Source organism: Trichococcus sp. ES5, from assembly GCF_900067165.1.
GTDB lineage: Bacteria > Bacillota > Bacilli > Lactobacillales > Aerococcaceae > Trichococcus > Trichococcus flocculiformis.
Genome location: NZ_FJND01000012.1, coordinates 1 through 19,117, shown reverse-complemented (window position 1 = coordinate 19,117; position 19,117 = coordinate 1). Strand labels below are relative to the sequence as shown.

Annotated in this window: 20 protein-coding genes; 18 read left to right on the top strand and 2 right to left on the bottom strand. The window is 45.8% G+C overall.

The window, feature by feature from the left end; genetic code table 11:
• Window positions 1-5 precede the first annotated feature (5 nt).
• The 4 genes from sppA to TES5_RS09830 all read left to right on the top strand — a co-directional run bounded on the left by sppA (window position 6) and on the right by TES5_RS09830 (window position 3,341).
• Complete coding sequence (gene sppA / locus TES5_RS09845; RefSeq protein ID WP_068561698.1) at window positions 6-1,046, top strand: signal peptide peptidase SppA; 1,041 nt, start codon at window positions 6-8, stop codon at window positions 1,044-1,046.
• On the top strand, window positions 1,046-1,612 hold the full coding sequence (locus tag TES5_RS09840; protein WP_143148223.1) for an RDD family protein: 567 nt from the start codon (window positions 1,046-1,048) through the stop codon (window positions 1,610-1,612). The genes sppA and TES5_RS09840 overlap by 1 nt, the downstream gene beginning before the upstream one ends.
• A gap of 204 nt (window positions 1,613-1,816) precedes the next feature.
• Window positions 1,817-2,218: a GntR family transcriptional regulator gene (locus TES5_RS09835; protein WP_068561697.1), complete on the top strand. Its 402-nt coding sequence runs from the start codon at window positions 1,817-1,819 to the stop codon at window positions 2,216-2,218.
• Window positions 2,205-3,341 (top strand): DUF1648 domain-containing protein, encoded by a 1,137-nt coding sequence (locus TES5_RS09830; protein ID WP_068561696.1) that lies wholly within the window; start codon window positions 2,205-2,207, stop codon window positions 3,339-3,341. The genes TES5_RS09835 and TES5_RS09830 overlap by 14 nt, the downstream gene beginning before the upstream one ends.
• Window positions 3,342-3,399: 58 nt before the next feature.
• On the opposite strand, the gene TES5_RS09825 is transcribed toward TES5_RS09830, so the two are convergent.
• Both TES5_RS09825 and TES5_RS09820 read right to left on the bottom strand, forming a co-directional pair.
• Window positions 3,400-4,062: a type 1 glutamine amidotransferase gene (locus TES5_RS09825; RefSeq protein ID WP_068561695.1), complete on the bottom strand. Its 663-nt coding sequence runs from the start codon at window positions 4,060-4,062 to the stop codon at window positions 3,400-3,402.
• A complete protein-coding gene (locus TES5_RS09820; RefSeq protein ID WP_068561694.1) occupies window positions 4,063-5,415 on the bottom strand; it encodes a Mur ligase family protein in 1,353 nt (450 codons plus the stop codon).
• A 375-nt stretch (window positions 5,416-5,790) separates the two neighbouring features.
• Here TES5_RS09820 and TES5_RS09815 point away from each other — a divergent pair, with 375 nt between their 5' ends.
• The 14 genes from TES5_RS09815 to TES5_RS09750 all read left to right on the top strand — a co-directional run bounded on the left by TES5_RS09815 (window position 5,791) and on the right by TES5_RS09750 (window position 18,726).
• Entirely contained in the window at window positions 5,791-6,363 is a 573-nt protein-coding gene (locus tag TES5_RS09815) for a thymidine kinase (protein WP_068561753.1), read from the top strand.
• Window positions 6,364-6,404: 41 nt separating this feature from the next.
• The gene (gene prfA, locus TES5_RS09810; RefSeq protein WP_068561693.1) at window positions 6,405-7,484 is read left to right on the top strand and encodes a peptide chain release factor 1; all 1,080 of its coding nucleotides are present in this window, start codon (window positions 6,405-6,407) and stop codon (window positions 7,482-7,484) included.
• Window positions 7,471-8,319 carry a peptide chain release factor N(5)-glutamine methyltransferase gene (prmC, locus tag TES5_RS09805; protein WP_068561692.1) on the top strand — a complete coding sequence of 283 codons (849 nt, stop codon included), beginning with the start codon at window positions 7,471-7,473 and terminating at the stop codon, window positions 8,317-8,319. The genes prfA and prmC overlap by 14 nt, the downstream gene beginning before the upstream one ends.
• Window positions 8,320-8,516: 197 nt before the next feature.
• The gene (locus tag TES5_RS09800) at window positions 8,517-9,536 is read left to right on the top strand and encodes an L-threonylcarbamoyladenylate synthase (RefSeq protein WP_068561691.1); all 1,020 of its coding nucleotides are present in this window, start codon (window positions 8,517-8,519) and stop codon (window positions 9,534-9,536) included.
• 159 nt (window positions 9,537-9,695) lie between these two features.
• A complete protein-coding gene (gene glyA, locus TES5_RS09795) occupies window positions 9,696-10,934 on the top strand; it encodes a serine hydroxymethyltransferase (protein WP_068561690.1) in 1,239 nt (412 codons plus the stop codon).
• Between the two features lie 130 nt (window positions 10,935-11,064).
• Window positions 11,065-11,700, top strand: coding sequence for a uracil phosphoribosyltransferase (gene upp, locus TES5_RS09790; protein WP_068561689.1), 636 nt, complete (start codon window positions 11,065-11,067; stop codon window positions 11,698-11,700).
• A gap of 600 nt (window positions 11,701-12,300) precedes the next feature.
• Entirely contained in the window at window positions 12,301-13,017 is a 717-nt protein-coding gene (atpB, locus tag TES5_RS09785) for a F0F1 ATP synthase subunit A (protein ID WP_068561688.1), read from the top strand.
• 62 nt (window positions 13,018-13,079) lie between these two features.
• On the top strand, window positions 13,080-13,292 hold the full coding sequence (gene atpE, locus TES5_RS09780) for a F0F1 ATP synthase subunit C (RefSeq protein ID WP_068561687.1): 213 nt from the start codon (window positions 13,080-13,082) through the stop codon (window positions 13,290-13,292).
• Window positions 13,293-13,331: 39 nt separating this feature from the next.
• The gene (atpF, locus tag TES5_RS09775) at window positions 13,332-13,835 is read left to right on the top strand and encodes a F0F1 ATP synthase subunit B (protein WP_068561686.1); all 504 of its coding nucleotides are present in this window, start codon (window positions 13,332-13,334) and stop codon (window positions 13,833-13,835) included.
• On the top strand, window positions 13,828-14,355 hold the full coding sequence (locus TES5_RS09770; RefSeq protein ID WP_068561685.1) for a F0F1 ATP synthase subunit delta: 528 nt from the start codon (window positions 13,828-13,830) through the stop codon (window positions 14,353-14,355). The genes atpF and TES5_RS09770 overlap by 8 nt, the downstream gene beginning before the upstream one ends.
• A 22-nt stretch (window positions 14,356-14,377) precedes the next feature.
• The gene (gene atpA / locus TES5_RS09765) at window positions 14,378-15,889 is read left to right on the top strand and encodes a F0F1 ATP synthase subunit alpha (protein ID WP_068561684.1); all 1,512 of its coding nucleotides are present in this window, start codon (window positions 14,378-14,380) and stop codon (window positions 15,887-15,889) included.
• A 37-nt stretch (window positions 15,890-15,926) separates the two neighbouring features.
• Window positions 15,927-16,847, top strand: coding sequence for a F0F1 ATP synthase subunit gamma (locus TES5_RS09760; protein WP_068561683.1), 921 nt, complete (start codon window positions 15,927-15,929; stop codon window positions 16,845-16,847).
• An 18-nt stretch (window positions 16,848-16,865) separates the two neighbouring features.
• The gene (gene atpD / locus TES5_RS09755) at window positions 16,866-18,299 is read left to right on the top strand and encodes a F0F1 ATP synthase subunit beta (RefSeq protein WP_068561752.1); all 1,434 of its coding nucleotides are present in this window, start codon (window positions 16,866-16,868) and stop codon (window positions 18,297-18,299) included.
• Between the two features lies 1 nt (window position 18,300).
• Window positions 18,301-18,726: a F0F1 ATP synthase subunit epsilon gene (locus tag TES5_RS09750; RefSeq protein WP_068561682.1), complete on the top strand. Its 426-nt coding sequence runs from the start codon at window positions 18,301-18,303 to the stop codon at window positions 18,724-18,726.
• Window positions 18,727-19,117: the final 391 nt, after the last annotated feature.

The window sequence follows — 19,117 nt, the reverse complement described above, 5'->3', positions numbered from 1 at the left end:
GCTTGATGAACAAAAAGAGATGGATTGCGGTAGCGATCGCGCTGGTTCTTTTCGTGGCATCGCTTGGTTCACAATTTCTGTCGACCCGGTTGGCTGACCAAACGGAAGACTCCCTCAGCCAGCTTACGGGCAATCTGATACCAGGAACGAGCTTGCAGGAAAATGTTTTGGAAAGTGGCGATGCCAGCAATCGGATTGCGGTTCTGCATATCGAAGGGACGATTCAATCAGGTGCGGGCAGTGTGCTGACGGACGGCTCCAGTTACGATCATGACCTTTTTTTGGAGCAGTTGAAAGCCATCGAAGAGGATGACACAATCAAAGGGATCTTCTTGATAGTCGACAGCCCGGGCGGCGGGGTCTATGAAAGTGCGGAGGCGCACGATAAATTGTACCGCATTGCTGCTGAAAAGGAACTTCCGGTCTATGCATCCATGCAAGGAACTGCTGCAAGTGGGGGCTACTACATTTCCGCTGGTGCGGATAAGATTTATGCCACTGCTGAAACGACTACCGGTTCGATCGGCGTCATCATGCAGGCGATCGAATACTCGGGGCTGCTTGAAAAGCTGGGTATCGAATACAACACAATCAAGTCGGGCAGCCTCAAGGACATCGGGTCGCCGGATCGGGATATGACAGAGGAAGAACGCGCGTTGCTTCAAGCCTACGTCGATGAGGCTTATCAGCGTTTCGTCACTGTCGTTTCAACGGGAAGGAATATGCCGGAAGAAGAGGTCCGCGCTGTTGCGAACGGCATGATTTATTCCGGCACACAGGCTCAAACGCTTGGATTGGTGGATGAGATAGCCTATACGGATGATGCATTGAAAGCGATGAAAACCGCTTATGACCTCGAGGATGCGGAAGTATTCGACTATACTTCGACACCTGGCCTGTTTTCCGATTTTTCTTGGTTGTTCGCTCAGGCGGCTGCCAAACTGACGAGCCAGGAAAATCAGACGCTTTCTGAACTGCAGCTGCTACGCGACACTTTCGGGACAACCGCCGCTCCGAGATTGCTTTATCTCTACGGAGGTGAGTGATGATGGAAGAGCAAACCACTACGCATGAAGCACGCTTGGAAGAAATCCGCAAAAAGAAAATAGCCTGGGAGGAAGCCGAACGCTATTCCGACCAGCAGGAACGCCCGTTTCACCGCTATCCGGATTACGTATTCGCCGGTTTTTGGATCAGGTTGTTTGCCTACCTCGTCGACTTGCTGATTGTGCAGGCATTGGTAGGGATTTTGATCAAGCCGATTTTCGCTTTGGGCGGCATCAGTATGCTAGGGAACAATCCCTTGACCTTATTCGGATTTCTTCAGTTGTTGATCCTTGTCGGATATTTCATGCTGACGACGAAATATACAAACGGCCAAACAGTTGGGAAAATGATTTTCGGCATCCGTGTCGTCTGCTTCAAGGAAGAAAACCTCAGTTGGCAGACCGTCTTGATCCGCGAAGGCGTTGGTCGCTACATTGGCAAAACTGTGGCAGTGATCTATCTGGTCGCTGCTTTCCAAAGCAAGAAACAACATCCGATCGATTTGCTTTGCGATACTTCGGTCGTGACGGAAAACAGTGTCCGTGCGTTGCAAGAAAGTTACTAGTAGAGAGAGCAAATGTGGAAAAATGGCATGCGACCGGTGTTTATCGGTCGCATGCCGTTTTTTGTGGTGTGTTTGGGGCCGTATAATAATGTGGAACTCCGGGGAAGACTGCCTTAACCGGAAAAGACGGCAGCACACCTATTCCGGCTTGCAAATTCCGCCATATTTGTTATACTTGTTATATAACGGACAGGAGGGGTAAATATGTTCATCGAAATTCTTCCGAACAGCGATACGCCGATCTACACGCAATTGATGTACCAGATCAAAATAGGCATCCTTAAAAGGGAATGGTCATTTGGCGATGGATTGCCGAGCGTGCGGAGTTTGGCCAGTGAATTGGGCATCAACATGCACACCGTAAATAAGGCATACAATCTGTTGGCGGACGAAGGCGTCCTGGTTAAAAATCAGAAAGGCTATTTTGTCAGTGAGCGTGCAATGATAGCTTCCAATGAGGCCACGAAAGCGGCGATGCAGGATAAGCTCAAGGAGATCTTGATCGATAAACAGATTTTTGAGGTCACTGACGAAACATTCCGTGAATGGCTGAATGAAATCGAGAAAGCGTTGAAAGGAGAGGGGAAGACACATGCTGATCTTTAGTTGGTTTATGGTGATATTATTTTTAATTATTGGGGTCGTCAACGGCATTACGCCCTATTATAGCAGGTTAGGTACACCGTTTGGAGTGACGGTTCCGACCGCGCATCAGCAAGACCCCTATGTTTTGAAGCTGAAAAAAGCCTATCTTTACCAAAATGTGATGGGGAGCATCCTGCTTGCTGCGCCAATATTTTTCTTTCTTCGCTGGGAAGATGGAGAGAAAGTGGAGATGGTCACCAGCATCTATGTGACGGTCGCGATGTTTGCCTTCATCTTCCTTTCCTTCCTGCTATACCTGCAGAAGCGGAAACAGCTCCGCGGTTGGAAAATAGCCAACGACATCAAAATTGAACCAAAGAAAGCCAAAATCGTCATCGATACCGCCTATCACAAAGATCTGAAGGTGGTCTCCCATTCGGTTTTCGTTTCGGCTCAACTGTTCATCTTGCTGGTGACGGTAGCGGTCACGCTCTATTTCTATGACCTGATACCCGAGCAATTCCCAGTTCACTGGAACAGTTCGAATGAACCGGATCGGATCGTTGATAAAACGTATGTGAATGTATTCATGCTGCCTGCGATACAATTGTTGATGATTCCGATGATTTTTTTCAGTCATTATTCCTTCATCAAATCGAAACAGAAGATTTCCCCTTATCTATCTGATCTTTCCAGCAAACAGAGTAAATTATTCCGCCAGGCTTGGTCTTATTACTTCCTGATCGTGACGGTGCTGACGCAACTTTTGTTGAGCGGCATTCATTTTTTCTCCTTGTTCTTCGCAGACAAGGGTGCCCAGTGGATCATCGGTATGACCATTCCGTTCGTGGTCATCATCGTTGGGTACAGCGTCTATTTGACCTGGAAATACGGCCAAGGAGGCGAGAAATTGTTTCTGAATGAAGCGGGCGAATTACCGGATGAAGTGACGGAGACGGACGAAGAGCGCTTCTGGAAATGGGGCGTATTGTATTACAACCCGGAAGATCCGTCGCTATTTGTCGAAAAACGTTTTGGCATTGGCAGCACATTGAATATGGCCAGATGGCAAGCCTGGTTGTTCATCGCCGGTCTGTTGGCATTCGTAGTGCTGACGATCGTGCTTTCGTTCATGATGGAATAACAGTAAGCATAGACAAAAACAGAGGCCAGGACATTTGTCCCGACCTCTGTTTTTCGATTTATTTTTCAAGCTTTTTGTTATGCTGGGCAATGGCCATATCAACGATGCGGTTAGCCAAGTGGATGTTGCGGACCAAAAGGGGACCATGGAAATAGGAGCAGAAGACATTTTTATAGCGGGCACCCTCGGTTTTATCTTCGCCATTGTTGCCCATGCCTTTTTCGACTTTTCCGAGGGGACGCATGTTTTCGCCAAGGAAGGTGCGTCCGTTATGATTTTCGAATCCTTCGTAAGTCTCGTTGAATTCTTCGCTGCGGATGGCGATGTCGCCGATGAACCGGTTATTGTCCTGGCTCAGGGTATAATGGTCCAGCGCGCTGATGCCGGGTATTTTATTGCCGGACGCATCCATGTAATAGTGTCCCAATAATTGGTAGCCACCACAGATGGCCAACAGAACACCATCGTTTTCGATGTATGCCTTGATTCCTGCTGCTTTAGCTTGAATGTCTTTGGAGACGATGAACTGTTCGTAATCCTGGCCTCCCCCGAAAAAGACGAGATCATACTTATTGGGATCGAACGGTTGGTCCAAGCTGATGATTTCGGTTTCGAAATCGACGCCTTTTTCACGGGCGCAGTACTGGAGCATCAAAAGATTGCCATTATCGCCGTATGTGTTCAGTAGGTTGCCGTACAAGTGGCAAATACGTAGTCGCATTTATTTCATCCTTTCCGCTAAATAGCCCTGGTTCGCCAGCTCTTTACGGAGTTGCAGCACAGCGGTATAAGTTGCCATCACATAGATTTTTTTCGTGGGAGCATTTTTGAAAGTTTTGATGACATCGGAGATTTCCGGAACCACTTCCAGCTTATCTTCCGGAATGCCGGCAACCTTCATCCGTAGGGTCAGCTCTTTTTGGCGGATGCCGCTGACGGTAACTTTCGGGATATCAAAATCCAAGAATTTCTCGTAATTTCCGTCCCAGATCCAGCTGACATCGGTTCCGTCTGCCGGGCGGTCATTCAGGATCGACACGACGCTGAATGGTTCCTCTTCGTAATGCAAAAGATCGATTACCTGATTCAGGCCGACCGGATTTTTGATCAGATTCAGGATGATTTCCTTGTCGTTTACGGTGATCGTTTCTTGACGTCCAAATTTTTGTTGTGCCGCCGAGAAGCCGGCCTGGATCTCTTCGGGCGTCAATCCGAAATGCTTGCCGACCGAATAAGCAGCCAAGGCATTGTAGACATTGTAGAGTCCCGCAACATTTGTCTGGAACGGATGACCATCGATCTCAAAAGAAGAGCTTTTGTGCGTCAGCTTATCGACTTTGGTGACAGCATAAGTCAATTCTGGCCGTTTGAAATCGCAATGCGGGCAGTAGTATTTCCCAAGGTTGCTGTAGGTATTGAATTTATAGCGCAAAATGTGTTGGCATTTCGGACAAAGCACGCCGTCCGTGTTGTAATGCGCCAAGGTGTCTCCATCCGGTTCATGATTGAAGCCGAAATAGATTTGTTTATTGACCAACTCTTTTGAGTTGAAGATCGGGCTGTCCCCATTCGCGAGAATGACAGCATCAGGTGCCAATGCAGCGCCATCGACCATCTTCTGGTAGATTGTATAGATTTCTCCGAATCGGTCCATCTGATCGCGGAAAACATTCGTATTGACGATGACTTTCGGCTTGATGAACTTCGTAACCTTAACGAGGCTGGCTTCGTCGACCTCAAGGACAGCAAAGGCTCTTTCCTTTTTGACTTTGCGCGAATAGCCTTCCAAGAAAGAGGAAATGATGCCTTGCTCCATGTTGGCCCCCGTTGGATTCGTCAAAATATGCGGATATTTTTGCTGTAGAACATGATAAGTCAAAGATGTCGTCAATGTTTTGCCGTTCGTGCCGGTGATGATGACAACATCAAAATTTTCGGAAAGATGTTGCAATACGTCGGGATCCAATTTGACGGCCAGTTTGCCGGGCAGACTTGTTCCGCCTTTGGTGAATGTCTGAAGACCCCACTGGGCGATCTTGCCGATATTGATTGCTAGTGAACCGCGGATAGTCAAATAAATTCGCTCCTTACTTATATTTCTCTTGCCATCATAGCATATAACAAGGCTTTTTTCGATAGCGTTAGTATAGCAGAATTTACCGGGAATGAATATTTTTAGATTACGCCTCGTGTCAGAAACGGGGCTTTCGATTGCTGAAGGACAGTCGGTAATCGTGAATTTTATTGACTTTGCAGCCATTTCCTACTATCATTATACGGGATGTTATTCAGTTTTTTCCGCTCCGGTAATCTTGATCGGAGCGGAATGATGAAGGTGAGATAATAGCGGGGTCGGAAGCAGGATGACATAAGTGCATCCTTTCTTTTTGCAAGGAATTCCGATCGATGGATGAAAAGTAGGCAAGAGGCTGTTTGAAAGGTGGACATGATGGCACAGTTATTTTTTAAATACGGGGCGATGAACAGCGGGAAATCGATCGAGATCCTGAAGGTCGCCTATAATTATGAAGAGCAGAACAAGTCGGTAATGATTTTCACAAGCGCGCTTGATGATCGTGATGGTATCGGATATGTTTCTAGTCGGATCGGATTGAAGCGCGAAGCTATCCCGATTGCAGATGATATGGATGTATTCTTGGAAGTCGCCAAAAATCCGAAAAGGCCCGCTTGTATCTTGATAGATGAATCCCAATTCCTGTCCAAGGCGCATGTCATCCAACTGGCGCGCATCGTCGACGAACTGGCGATTCCGGTGATGGCGTTCGGATTGAAGAATGATTTTCAGAACGAATTGTTTGCAGGCTCGAAATATCTGTTGCTTTACGCGGATAAGATAGAAGAGATAAAAACCATCTGCTGGTATTGTCATAAAAAAGCAATCATGAATATGCGTGTCGTGGATGGAAAACCAGTATATGCAGGTGAACAAATCCAGATTGGCGGAAATGAATCCTATCTTCCCGTCTGTCGCAATCATTACCATCATCCGCCATTGGCCTAAAACAAATAATCAGAAACAAAAAAGAGGGGTTTGAAAAAGTTATGTATGATCAATTAGATGCATTCATTATCCGTTATGAAGAACTTTCCGAATTGTTGAGCGATCCGGAAGTTCTTTCTGATACAAAACGATTCCTGGAATTAACTAAAGAAGAAGCAGGGCTGAGGGAGAAAGTTGCGACCTTCAAGCGTTACAAAGAAGTGGAAGGCGAAATAGCCGATACCGAAGAGATGTTGTCGGAAAATTTGGACGAGGATATGGCGGCTATGGCTAAAGAAGAATTGAGCGACTTGAAGAAAGAAAAAACGGAACTTGAGGAGCGCATTAAAGTCTTGTTGTTGCCTAGCGATCCGAACGATGATAAAAACATCATCATGGAAATCCGAGGGGCTGCCGGAGGGGATGAAGCTGCACTGTTCGCGGGTACGTTATTCACGATGTACAGCAAATTTGCAGAAAGCCAAGGGTGGAGAGTCGAGGTCATGGACGCGAATATCACCGGCATCGGTGGTTACAAAGAAATCATCCTGATGATCAGCGGCCAAGGAGCTTACTCCAAACTGAAATATGAGAGTGGCGCGCACCGTGTCCAACGTGTTCCGGAAACAGAATCACAAGGGCGTGTGCATACGTCAACTGCTACCGTAGTCGTCATGCCGGAAGCGGAAGATGTTGAATTGAACATCGATGATAAAGATATCCGCACAGATATCTACCATGCCAGCGGAGCCGGCGGGCAGCATGTCAACAAGACTGCATCGGCTGTCCGTTTGACCCACTTACCGACAGGCATTGCCGTTGCGATGCAGGACGAACGTTCCCAAATCAAAAACCGCGAGAAAGCGATGAAAATTTTGCGTACGCGTGTATATGACAAAATCTCTTCTGAAGCACAATCCGAATATGATGCAACGCGTAAATCCGCAGTCGGGACGGGTGATCGTTCTGAACGGATCCGTACCTACAACTTTCCGCAAAACCGCGTTACGGATCACCGGATCGGCTTGACCCTGCAAAAATTGGATACGATTTTGAGCGGAAAGCTGGACGAAGTCATCGATGCGTTGATAATGGCCGATCAGACGCAAAAATTGGAGTCCCTGAACAATGGATCAATCTAACGAGCTCAGTTACCAGCAAGCTTTGCAGAATGGTGCGCTTTTTTTGGAACAGCATGAAAAAAGTCCGTTGGCCGCTGAAAGATTACTTTTGGATCGTTTAGGCTGGACAAAGACGGATCTGTTGATGCGTTTTGCCGACCCGATCACGGATCAGGAATACAAGCAATATTTCAGTGATATCAAAGAGTATGTTTCGGGCAAACCGATACAATATATCGTAGGTGTCGAATGGTTTTACGGATACCCTTTGAAAGTCACGGAAGCTACATTGATTCCACGTCCGGAAACGGAGGAGCTTGTGCAGCGGGCTTTGAAATGCCTGGAGGGGAAAGGTCCCCAGAAGGTCCTGGACATCGGGACGGGATCCGGAGCTATCGCCATTGCGATGAAAAAGCAACGTCCGCAGGATGAAGTGACCGCCACTGATCTTTCTCAAGAAGCCCTGGTCGTTGCTGAGGAGAACGCGGATCAACTGGATGTGCAGATCCGCTTCCTGCAAGGGGATCTGCTGGAGCCGGTACAACTGGAAACGTTCGACTGCATCCTCAGCAATCCTCCCTACATCAGCGAAGATGAAATTAGCCTGATGGACAGTTCTGTTTTGGAGTACGAACCACATTCGGCGTTGTTTGCTGATCATGACGGATTGGATCTATACCAAAAGATGGCCTTCACGCTGCCGTTCCATTTGAAAACGGACGGATGCCTATTCATGGAAATCGGCTTCAACCAAGGTGAAAAATTGTTGGAACTCTACAAAAAAGCTTTCCCGGATAAAACCGTCACGATCGAAAAGGATCTGTCCGGTCTCGACCGCATGCTGATAGTAAAATAAGAAAAGCTGAACAGGTTTCTTTGTTCTTTCCGAAGGGATGAACCGTGAAGCTAGCCATCAGGTTTATTGTGTATAAGATGAAAAGAGTCGCCTGATATCCATGGGCAAAAAATGGCTGCGGGCAATTGCCCCGGCTATTTTTTTACCTGATCAGCGTCTTCGCCAGCCAAAACATTGAGAAAGGAGCATACAGTATTATGGAAACAAAAATATACGACGCCTCAACAATCGATGAGGCAGCCGAGCTGTTGAAAGCCGGAGACTTGATTGCTTTCCCGACCGAGACTGTCTACGGCCTAGGCGCCATTGCATCAAATGATGAAGCCGTAAAAAATGTATACAAAGTGAAAGGAAGACCCAGTGATAACCCCTTGATCGTTCATGTATCCGATCGCGAGATTGCGAAATATGTGGCCTTTGTTCCGCAACAGGCAGAAATTTTGATGGAGGCTTTTTGGCCAGGTCCTCTGACTTTGATTTTTCCGATGAAGGAAGGGATATTTGCACCGACCGTCACTGCAGGGCACAATACAGTCGCGCTGCGGATGCCGGACCAAGAACAGACGCTGGAATTGATCAGAAAAACCGGTTTTCCCTTGGTTGGACCGAGCGCAAATACTTCAGGCAAACCGAGTCCGACGACTGCCCAACATGTGCTGCACGATCTTTCAGGCAAAATTGCCGGCATCCTCGATGGAGGAGAGACGCAAATTGGTTTGGAATCAACCGTTTTGGATTTGACTAACGCAGTCGGACCCATCATTTTGCGTCCGGGTGCCATCACGGAAGCGCAGTTGGAGCCGGTCATCGGCAAACTGGCAGCAAATGCCGGAACAGCAAACGAGACAGAGGCTCCGAAAGCGCCAGGAATGAAGTACCAACACTATTCTCCTACTCAACCGGTCATCCTGATTGATGGAACGACTGCCGATTGGAAAGCCGCCATCGAGGAGTGTCACGATCAAGGCAAAGAAATCGGTATTTTGGCTTCCGAAGAAAAGCTGACTGCGCATAAGGAAGCAGCGCGCGCTACTTTCTCATTAGGACCGAAGGCGGATGTGACGGTGGCATCGCAACGCCTATATGCGGGGCTGAGGTATCTTGATGAGCAGCCTGTCGATGTGATTTTGGCAGAAGCCTACGATCCGAATGGCCTCGGCAAGGCATTCATGAATCGTATGGAAAAAGCGGCTTCAGCGAAATATCCGAAAAAATAGCCGGAATTATCGTCTATTATCCGTCTTTAGCTTACTTTTTGTAAAAAATATTCAATTCCAGGAGCTTATATGCTTTATTTCCTGAAAATTTATGCTATACTCAACTTACATTTTTTAATTGATTTAAATTTTGGAATAATGTGATGGAAGGGTGCAAACATGGATAAAGAATTATTTGCAGCAATTGATAAAGAACGCGAAAGACAAGAGAACGGGATCGAACTGATTGCTTCCGAAAACTTTGTATCTGAAGATGTTATGAGAGCGCAAGGCAGCATCTTGACAAATAAATATGCTGAAGGCTACCCTGGTCGTCGTTATTATGGCGGTTGCGAATTTATCGATGTCATCGAAAACTTGGCCATCGATCGCATCAAAGCAATCTTCGGTGCAGAATATGCCAATGTACAACCACATTCCGGTTCACAAGCGAACATGGCTGCTTATCGTGTTTTGGTCCAGCCCGGCGATAAGATTTTGGGGATGGACTTGAGTCACGGGGGACATTTGACTCATGGTGCGTCTGTGAATTTCAGCGGTCAGACTTATGAGTTCGTGGCTTACGGCGTAGAAAAAGAATCCGAAACGATCAACTATGACACAGTCAGAGAGATCGCTTTGAAAGAACAACCAAAATTGATTGTTGCCGGTGCCAGCGCTTATCCGCGCGCAATCGATTTCAAACGTTTTAGAGAAATCGCTGATGAAGTCGGTGCTTATCTGATGGTGGATATGGCTCATATTGCAGGACTTTGTGCAACAGGACATCACCAAAATCCGGTTGAATATGCCCACATCGTAACTACGACGACACATAAAACACTTCGCGGTCCTCGTGGAGGCGTCATCTTGGCAAAAGAAGAATTCGGCAAAAAGTTGAACAGTGCTGTCTTCCCTGGAATCCAAGGCGGACCTCTTGAGCACGTCGTCGCTGCTAAAGCGGTATCCTTCTTTGAAGCTGCAACACCAGAGTACACTGAATACATCGGGCAAGTCATCAAAAATGCCCAAGCAATGGCTGATGTTTTTAATGCATCCGACTTGCGCGTCATCAGCGGCGGAACCGATAACCACTTGTTGCTGTTGGATGTAACCAGCAGCGGTTTGAACGGAAAACAAGTAGAAAAACTGTTGGATACCGTTGAAATCACTGTCAATAAAAATACGATTCCTTTTGAAACGCTGGGCGCAAACAAAGCCAGCGGCATCCGTATCGGCACTCCTGCCATCACAACTAGAGGCCTTAAGGAAGCGGAAGCTCGTAAGATTGCTGAATTGATTGTGGAAACGATCCAAAACCACACGGATGAAGCAAAATTGGATGAAATCCGTGCGGCGGTCCATGCCATCACAAAAGCGTTCCCATTGCACAAAAAACCAGTTTCAACAGAAGCTTAAATAGATTATTAAGAGCTGTCTCCCAATGAGGCAGCTCTTTTAGGTTTTTCTCATTGTTTTATTTCTGGTATTTGTATCGGTTTTCAATTACAATAGACTGAGCAAAAAAACGAAAGTGGGGCAAAAGTATATGGGAGAATTCCATGTAATGAATCATCCGTTGATTCAACACAAATTAACAATTATCCGCGAGAAAGAGTGCGGAACAAAAGTATTTCGTGAAGTAGTAAGTGAAATCGCCATGTTGATGGCTTATGAAGTAACAAGGGACATGCCTTTGGAAGACATCGAGATCGAAACGCCATTGGTAAAAACGACTCAAAAAACATTGTCAGGTAAAAAAGTTGCCATCATTCCAATTTTGCGTGCAGGATTAGGGATGGTCGATGGTTTCTTGGCGATGTTGCCGGCAGCAAAAGTTGGTCATATCGGAATGTACCGTGACCACGAAACCTTGGAACCAGTAGAGTATTTCGTCAAATTGCCGACTGATATCCAGGAACGTCAATTATTCATCGTTGATCCAATGCTGGCTACAGGCGGATCAGCTATCGCAGCTATTGAAGCTTTGGAAAAGAGAGGCGCATCGCCATCAGCCATGAAATTCATTTGTCTTGTGGCAGCTCCTGAAGGAGTGGACGCGTTGCATGCAGCTTACCCGGATGTGGATATCTATGCAGCTTCGTTGGATGAAAGATTGGACGAAAACAGCTACATCCTTCCTGGTTTGGGAGATGCCGGTGACCGACTGTTCGGCACAAAATAATGGTTCAAAAAGACGTTCAGACAAATGTGTCCGTAAATGTCAAAACATCAATATTAGAATGATAACGTCCTTCCGATTTACATCATATTGAAAAATGAAAACAAAGAGCTGAGCCAGAAATCCAACGAGGATTTCTGGCTCATTTTTATTGTTCAAGTTAAGTTTGTTATACTTTAATTGGATAAGGCTACAGTATCGAAGGTTTTCAAACATAGCGTTAGGAGCAATAAAGTTGCTTTTATTTCCCCTGTAAAATCACTTTAGCGTTAATTGTCGGATTTTCAGAATGCTATAATTATATTTACACTTCGAGTATCTTTGGTTGTGAAGGCGGTATCTTTTCATCATTTTCATAAAAAAACCGAAAATATACTTATAATATGTAGATTTGCTTTGAATTTCGATAAACTTGGTGTTATGATTAGCGATGTTGAACAGATATGCAAAGAAACTTATGAAATAGCCACTTATTGTGACTAGAGTATGGGAGGTCCAGCTGAATTAGTTGTCTACTTTTACGAATGTCTTTTAAAATAATGTAGCGTGGACTAGGTTTGGCATAGCTGTTTTTTTTATTTGTATTGAAAAGAGGTGAAAATATTGGAAGCTGAATCTAAAGTCATCCATTTTATGGGATTGGGTTTCAGTTTGAATATCATCATAAGTGTATTGGCGACGTGCATCATTGTTTTTTTATTTTGTTTTATTGCTACCCGGAAACTGGCAGTGAGGCCAACATCCAAAAGCCAATTGGCTATTGAATATTTGGTTGACTTTATACGGAATATGATTTCCAGCTCGCTTCATTGGAAAGTTGGGCAACAATTCCACTTGTTGGGATTCACTTTATTCCTATTTGTATGGGTTGCCAATATGTTAGGTCTTGTGTTCATTTTGAACATCGATGGCCATTCCTATTGGAAGAGTCCGACAGCCAGTCCGATCGTCACATTAGGCTTAGCGTTAATGGTGATTTTGCTGACGCATTATTTCGGTATTAAAGAAAATGGGTTCAAGGAATATTTCATGAACAGTTATATTCGTCCGGTCGCACCGCTCATGCCGATCAAACTTTTGGAGGAATTCACGAATACATTGACATTGGCGTTGCGTCTTTACGGAAATATTTATGCTGGTGAAATTTTGTTGGGGTTGATTGCTTCATTAGCGAATTCATATGGCTTATTGACTTGGGTGGTTGGGATTCCTCTCCAAATGGTTTGGCAAGGATTTTCCATCTTTATCGGATCCATCCAAGCTTTCGTCTTCACTACGTTGACTATGGTTTACCTCGCCCATAAGATCGAAGCGGAATAAAACTGCTGATCCATGAGCTTAATAAGTATGTATTAATATATGAGAAAAAGGAGATTATTATTATGAACTTTATAGGAGCTGCTATTGCGGTTGCCGGCGCGGCCATCGGAGCATCATTAGGAAATGGAAAGGTTATTTCTACTACAATCGAAGCGATCGCAAGACAACCAGAATTGCAAAGCAGATTACAGACTTTGATGTTCATCGGTGTCGGTTTGATCGAAGCTGTTCCCATCATGGCGGTAGTTATAGCTTTCTTACTGATTTTCCAATAATAGGGACCAGCAAGACCGATAACTACAGGAGGGATGAGAATGACAGCCAATCTCGTATTGGGAGAGATTACCGCATTAGGTGATACGATTGTTACGCTACTGTCATTTCTGATATTGATGGCTCTTATCAAAAAATTCGCATGGCAGCCTTTGATGAAGATCTTAACGGATCGTGAAGAAATGATACATGCAAATATTGATAAAGCGGCAGCTGCGCGTGAGAATGCCGAGAAGAAACATGCGGAAGTCGATGCGCAATTGATAGAAGTCAGAACTACAGCGAGCGATATTTTGAACAGGGCTCAAGCGGAAGGCAATGAAATACAAAAGAACATCATTAAAGAAGCAAAAGAAGATGCATTACGGATCAAACAAGTGACCCAAAAAGAGCTGGAACTCGAAAGAAAACAGGCTCTTGAAGGTTTGCGTGCCGAAATCGGAGTCATATCAGTGGAAATCGCTGAAAAGATCCTCGGCAAGGAAATCAAGCAAGCAGACCAACAAACATTGATTGAAGCTTTCATTGAAGGGCTGGATGATTGATATGGTTAAGGACGGCAAAGCAACCACAACTGTAGAAGCCTATGTACAAGCCTACTATAACCGCCTGACTGACTCGAAGACTGCGGACAGACTCTATCTTGATCTTTCGCAGTTGAAAGAAGCCTTCAATCATGCAGATTCAGATGCAGGAGAGCAGCCAAATCTTGATTTGGCTGTGAAGTATCTTGCTCCTGAGACGCTTCGGTTTCTAGAGGGACTCCAAGATAATCTTGATAACGAAGGTATCTTGGCTTCCATCAAAGCGTTCAATGAGCTGTATGAAAATAAAAAAGTACTCGTGAATGTGAAGTTGACTTCTGCGGTTCCTTTAACAGCGGAACAAAAAATGCGCATCATGGACAAAATGGAAAAAAGAATCGGGGAAGCGACCTTCTTTGTGAAAGAAGTGGTCGATCCCACTGTGATTGGCGGCGTCCGGTTGGAGTCGGAAAACCATTATTTCGACAATACCATCGCTACGAAGTTGAAAGAAATGAAGAGACATATCCTAAAAGATTAATAGGGTTGAAGAGGTGAATAATATGGCTACTGAAAACGAAGATTTGAGTTCATTGATCAAAAATAGGATCAACACTTTTCAATCTGTATCAGAGTTTGAAGAAATTGGAAAAGTTACCTACATTGGTGATGGAATCGCCCGCGCGAAAGGTTTGGAGAACGTAATGTCCGGTGAATTGCTGGAATTCTCCAACGGTTCCATCGGTATGGCCCAAAACCTGGAGATGACCGATGTCGGCATCATCATTTTTGGAGCTTATGAAAATATCCATGAGGGCGATATCGTCAAACGTACAGGCAAAATCATGGAAGTACCGGTCGGTGATGCTTTGATCGGGCGCGTTGTGGATGCATTAGGTAGTCCGGTGGATGGCTTGGGCAGCATCGAAACCACCGGCACAAGACCCGTTGAAAATGCAGCACCAGGCGTTATGGATCGTCAATCCGTCAGACAACCTCTTCAGACCGGTCTAAAAGCATTGGACGCTTTGGTTCCGATCGGTCGAGGCCAACGCGAGCTGATCATCGGTGACCGCAAAACCGGGAAAACCAGTATTGCAATCGATGCAATTCTGAATCAACGCGGAAAAGATGTTATCTGTATCTATGTCGCCATCGGGCAAAAGGAATCGACAGTCCGCAATATGACGGAAACGTTGAAGAAGCATCATGCAATGGACTATACGATTGTCGTGACCGCAAGTGCTTCACAATCTGCGCCGATGCTCTATATCGCACCTTACGCCGCTACCGCAATGGCGGAAGAGTTCATGCACAACGGCAAGCACGTTCTTATCGTTTATGATGATCTTTCCAAACAGGCGGCTGCTTACCGTGAAATGTCCTTGCTTTTGCGTCGTCCGCCAGGCCGCGAGGCGTATCCAGGGGATGTCTTCTACTTGCATTCCCGTTTGTTGGAACGTTCAGCAAAATTGAACGATGAATTGGGCGGTGGCTCCATCACCTCCTTGCCGATTGTTGAAACACAAGCCGGGGATATCTCCGCTTATATTCCGACGAACGTCATCTCCATCACGGATGGTCAGATTTTCCTGGAAAGCGACCTGTTCTTCTCAGGAATCCGTCCGGCTCTATCTGCAGGTCTCTCCGTTTCCCGTGTCGGAGGATCTGCTCAAATCAAAGCCATGAAAAAAGTATCCGGTACATTACGTATCGATTTAGCCAGCTATCGCGAGCTGGAAGCATTCACCCAGTTCGGTTCGGACTTGGATGTTTCCACGCAAAAACGTCTTAGCCGCGGCCGCAGAACCGTGGAAATACTGAAGCAGGACTTGCACAAGACCTTGGATGTCGAAAAACAAGTTCTCATTCTCTATGCATTGACCCACGGATTTATTGATTCGATTCCGGTGCAGGATATCGAACGATACGAGTCTGAATTGTTCAAATTCGTCAAAATGTCTTATCCAAATCTGTTCTCCATCATCAAGGAGACAAAAGACTTACCGCCTACGGAAGACTTGGATGAAGCGCTGAAAGCATTCGCGGGAATCTTCATTCCGCACGTCGAGTAGAAGGGTCAGCATGAACAGATAATATTGAGGTGATAATATGGCAGAGTCTTTAATAGACATCCGGAAACGCATTGCTTCCACAAAGAAGACAAGTCAAATAACAAGCGCCATGCAAATGGTATCTGCCTCCAAACTGATCCGCGCCGAACAAAAGGTGCGGGGATATCAGCTTTATGCAGCAAAAATACGCGAAATCGTAACACATATTGCCAGCACGCAATTATCTTTGCTTGAAGAGCATGGTCATGTGTCGGCGAGCGATCAAGTTCTTGTCGATTTTCACGATATGCTGATCGAACGGCCGGTCCGCAAAACGGGCTATCTGATCATTTCCTCAGATAAAGGCTTAGCCGGAGGATACAACAGTTCGATCCTGAAAGCGACAAAAGATATGCTTGCGGTCGATCACGCTTCGAACGATGAGTTTGTTGTGCTGTCGGTCGGTGGAGCTGTGGCTGATGATCTCAGAAAAAGTGGGATCGAAGTCGCATTCGAAATCAGGGACCTGAATGACCAACCGAGTTTCACGGAAGTCAGCGATATCGTAGTTAAGGCAATCCAACTTTATCGTGATGGGGTTTTTGATGAATTGTACGTTTGTTACAAACATCATGTCAACGCTCTGATCTCAGAATATCGGGCTGAAAAAATGCTGCCGTTGACGGACTTGGATTCCCAAGAAGCGGTTGGTTACGAAGTCGATTATCTATTTGAACCGAACAAAGAAGAAATTTTAGAAATATTACTGCCGCAATATGCGGAAAGTTTGATTTACGGTGCCATTATCGATGCTAAATCATCCGAGCATGCTTCCCGCATGACGGCCATGAAGAGTGCTACTGATAATGCGACCAATATGATCAATGATATGACGATTCAGTACAACCGAGTGAGACAGACTGCAATCACGCAAGAAATCACCGAAATCGTCGGTGGAGCTTCTGCTCTGGAAGATTAGAAAATGGGAGGAAAAGGCATGAAAAAAGGTCATATTGTACAAGTAATCGGGCCGGTAGTCGACGTTGGCTTCCCATTGGAAGAAGGTGTGCCGGACATCCGCAACGCGCTGATTGTGCATAGGGCAGCCGCAGCTGGAAGTAATGAAGAAGGGGAAACCATCGTTTTGGAGGTTTCACTCGAATTGGGAAATGGTGTGGTTCGCGCAATCGCAATGGAATCGACCGATGGCCTGCAAAGAGGCTTGACAGTTGTCGATACCGGTGCGCCAATCAAAGTACCAGTTGGTTTAGGCACCCTTGGCCGTGTGTTCAATGTTTTGGGTGAAGCAATCGATTTGAAGGGAGCTGTTCCTGATGATTTCCGTCGTGAGTCCATTCACAGAAAAGCACCGACGTTTGATCAGTTGAGCAGTAACTTTGAAATCCTCGAAACAGGCATCAAGGTCATCGATTTACTGGCTCCTTATCTGAAAGGCGGAAAAATCGGGCTTTTCGGTGGGGCCGGTGTCGGAAAGACGGTCCTGATTCAAGAATTGATCCACAACGTAGCGGAACAGCATGGCGGCATATCTGTATTCACTGGTGTCGGCGAGCGTACGCGTGAAGGAAACGACCTTTATCACGAAATGCAAGAATCTGGAGTCGGCAAAAAGACAGCCATGGTATTCGGTCAGATGAACGAGCCACCAGGTGCACGTATGCGCGTCGCCTTGTCCGGTTTGACGATGGCAGAGCATTTCCGTGATGAAGAAAAACAGGATGTGCTGTTGTTCATCGATAACATCTACCGGTTCACTCAAGCTGGTTCAGAAGTTTCCGCACTATTGGGCCGGATGCCTTCAGCAGTAGGCTATCAGCCGACTTTAGCAACTGAGATGGGCCAACTTCAGGAGCGAATCAGTTCCACTAAAGATGGTTCAATCACTTCCATTCAAGCAATCTACGTGCCAGCGGATGACTATACCGATCCGGCTCCTGCAACAACATTCGCCCATTTGGATGCAACAACGAACTTGGAGCGTAAATTGACGGAACAAGGGATTTATCCTGCCGTTGATCCATTGGCTTCCTCTTCCAGCGCGTTATCTCCGGAAATTGTCGGAGATGAACATTACGAAGTGGCCACCAAAGTGCAACGCATCTTGCAACGTTATCGTGAACTGCAGGATATCATCGCTATCCTAGGGATGGATGAACTGTCCGATTCTGAAAAAATTACTGTTAACCGCGCAAGACGAATCCAATTCTTCTTGTCCCAAAACTTCCACGTAGCCGAAGCGTTTACCGGAGTACCGGGGTCGTACGTCCCTGTGGCGGAAACTGTCCGTGGCTTCAAAGGGATTGTTGAAGGTAAATACGACGGAGTGCCAGAAGAAGCTTTCCGCAACGTCGGTACGATAGAAGAAGTTCTGAAAAAAGCGAAAGAACTAGGCTACAAAGGAGGGGAATGAGATGGCATACCTGCAAGTGAATGTGGTGACGCCTGATGGTATCGCTTTTCAGCATCGTGCTAAGGCGGTGAGCGCAACGACAACGGATGGCGGCATTACGATCATGCCAAACCATACCCCAATCATTGTTCCTCTGGCGATTGCTGACCTGATTGTAACGCGTGTGACCGATGAATTGGCGCAGAACCATATTGCCGTCAATGGCGGCATCATGGAAGTGCGCGACAATATCGTCAACATCATTGCGAACAGTGCGGAGCGCGAAAAGGATATTGATATCGACCGTGCCGAAGTAGCGAAAGAACGCGCCGAAAAACGGATGGCAGAAGCCCGCGACATCAAAAATGAAAAAGAATTCCAACGTGCGAAGATCTCGCTTTCGAAAGCTGTCAACCGTATCGGTGTTTCGAAGAACAGATCCAACTGAGAAAAAGAGGCCAGAGATGGCCTCTTTTTTTTGGAGCCATTTATTTATTTCCTGACAATTAATTAGTGGACGCGACGATATGCACAAATTATCTGCAGAAATAGTTCACAATTTCATTCTGATGTATTGTAACATATTATTATACCTGATAAAGAATATGAATGTAAACGATTTTCTTAGTAAATTCTTAGGCGATAGTCCGACAAAAAACAGCTTGTTGGTTTTTTTTTCAAAATATTTATGTTAGTATAGTCCTGTCTTTGACACTTGTAGAAGGAAAAAAGCCGAGAAAATGCTGCTATTACAGCTTTTTTCGGCTTTTTTATTTTGTTAAAAAGTGCGTACCTTTTTCGTGGTTTTGGTCATTTTAAAAATTTTTTTCATTTTTTTT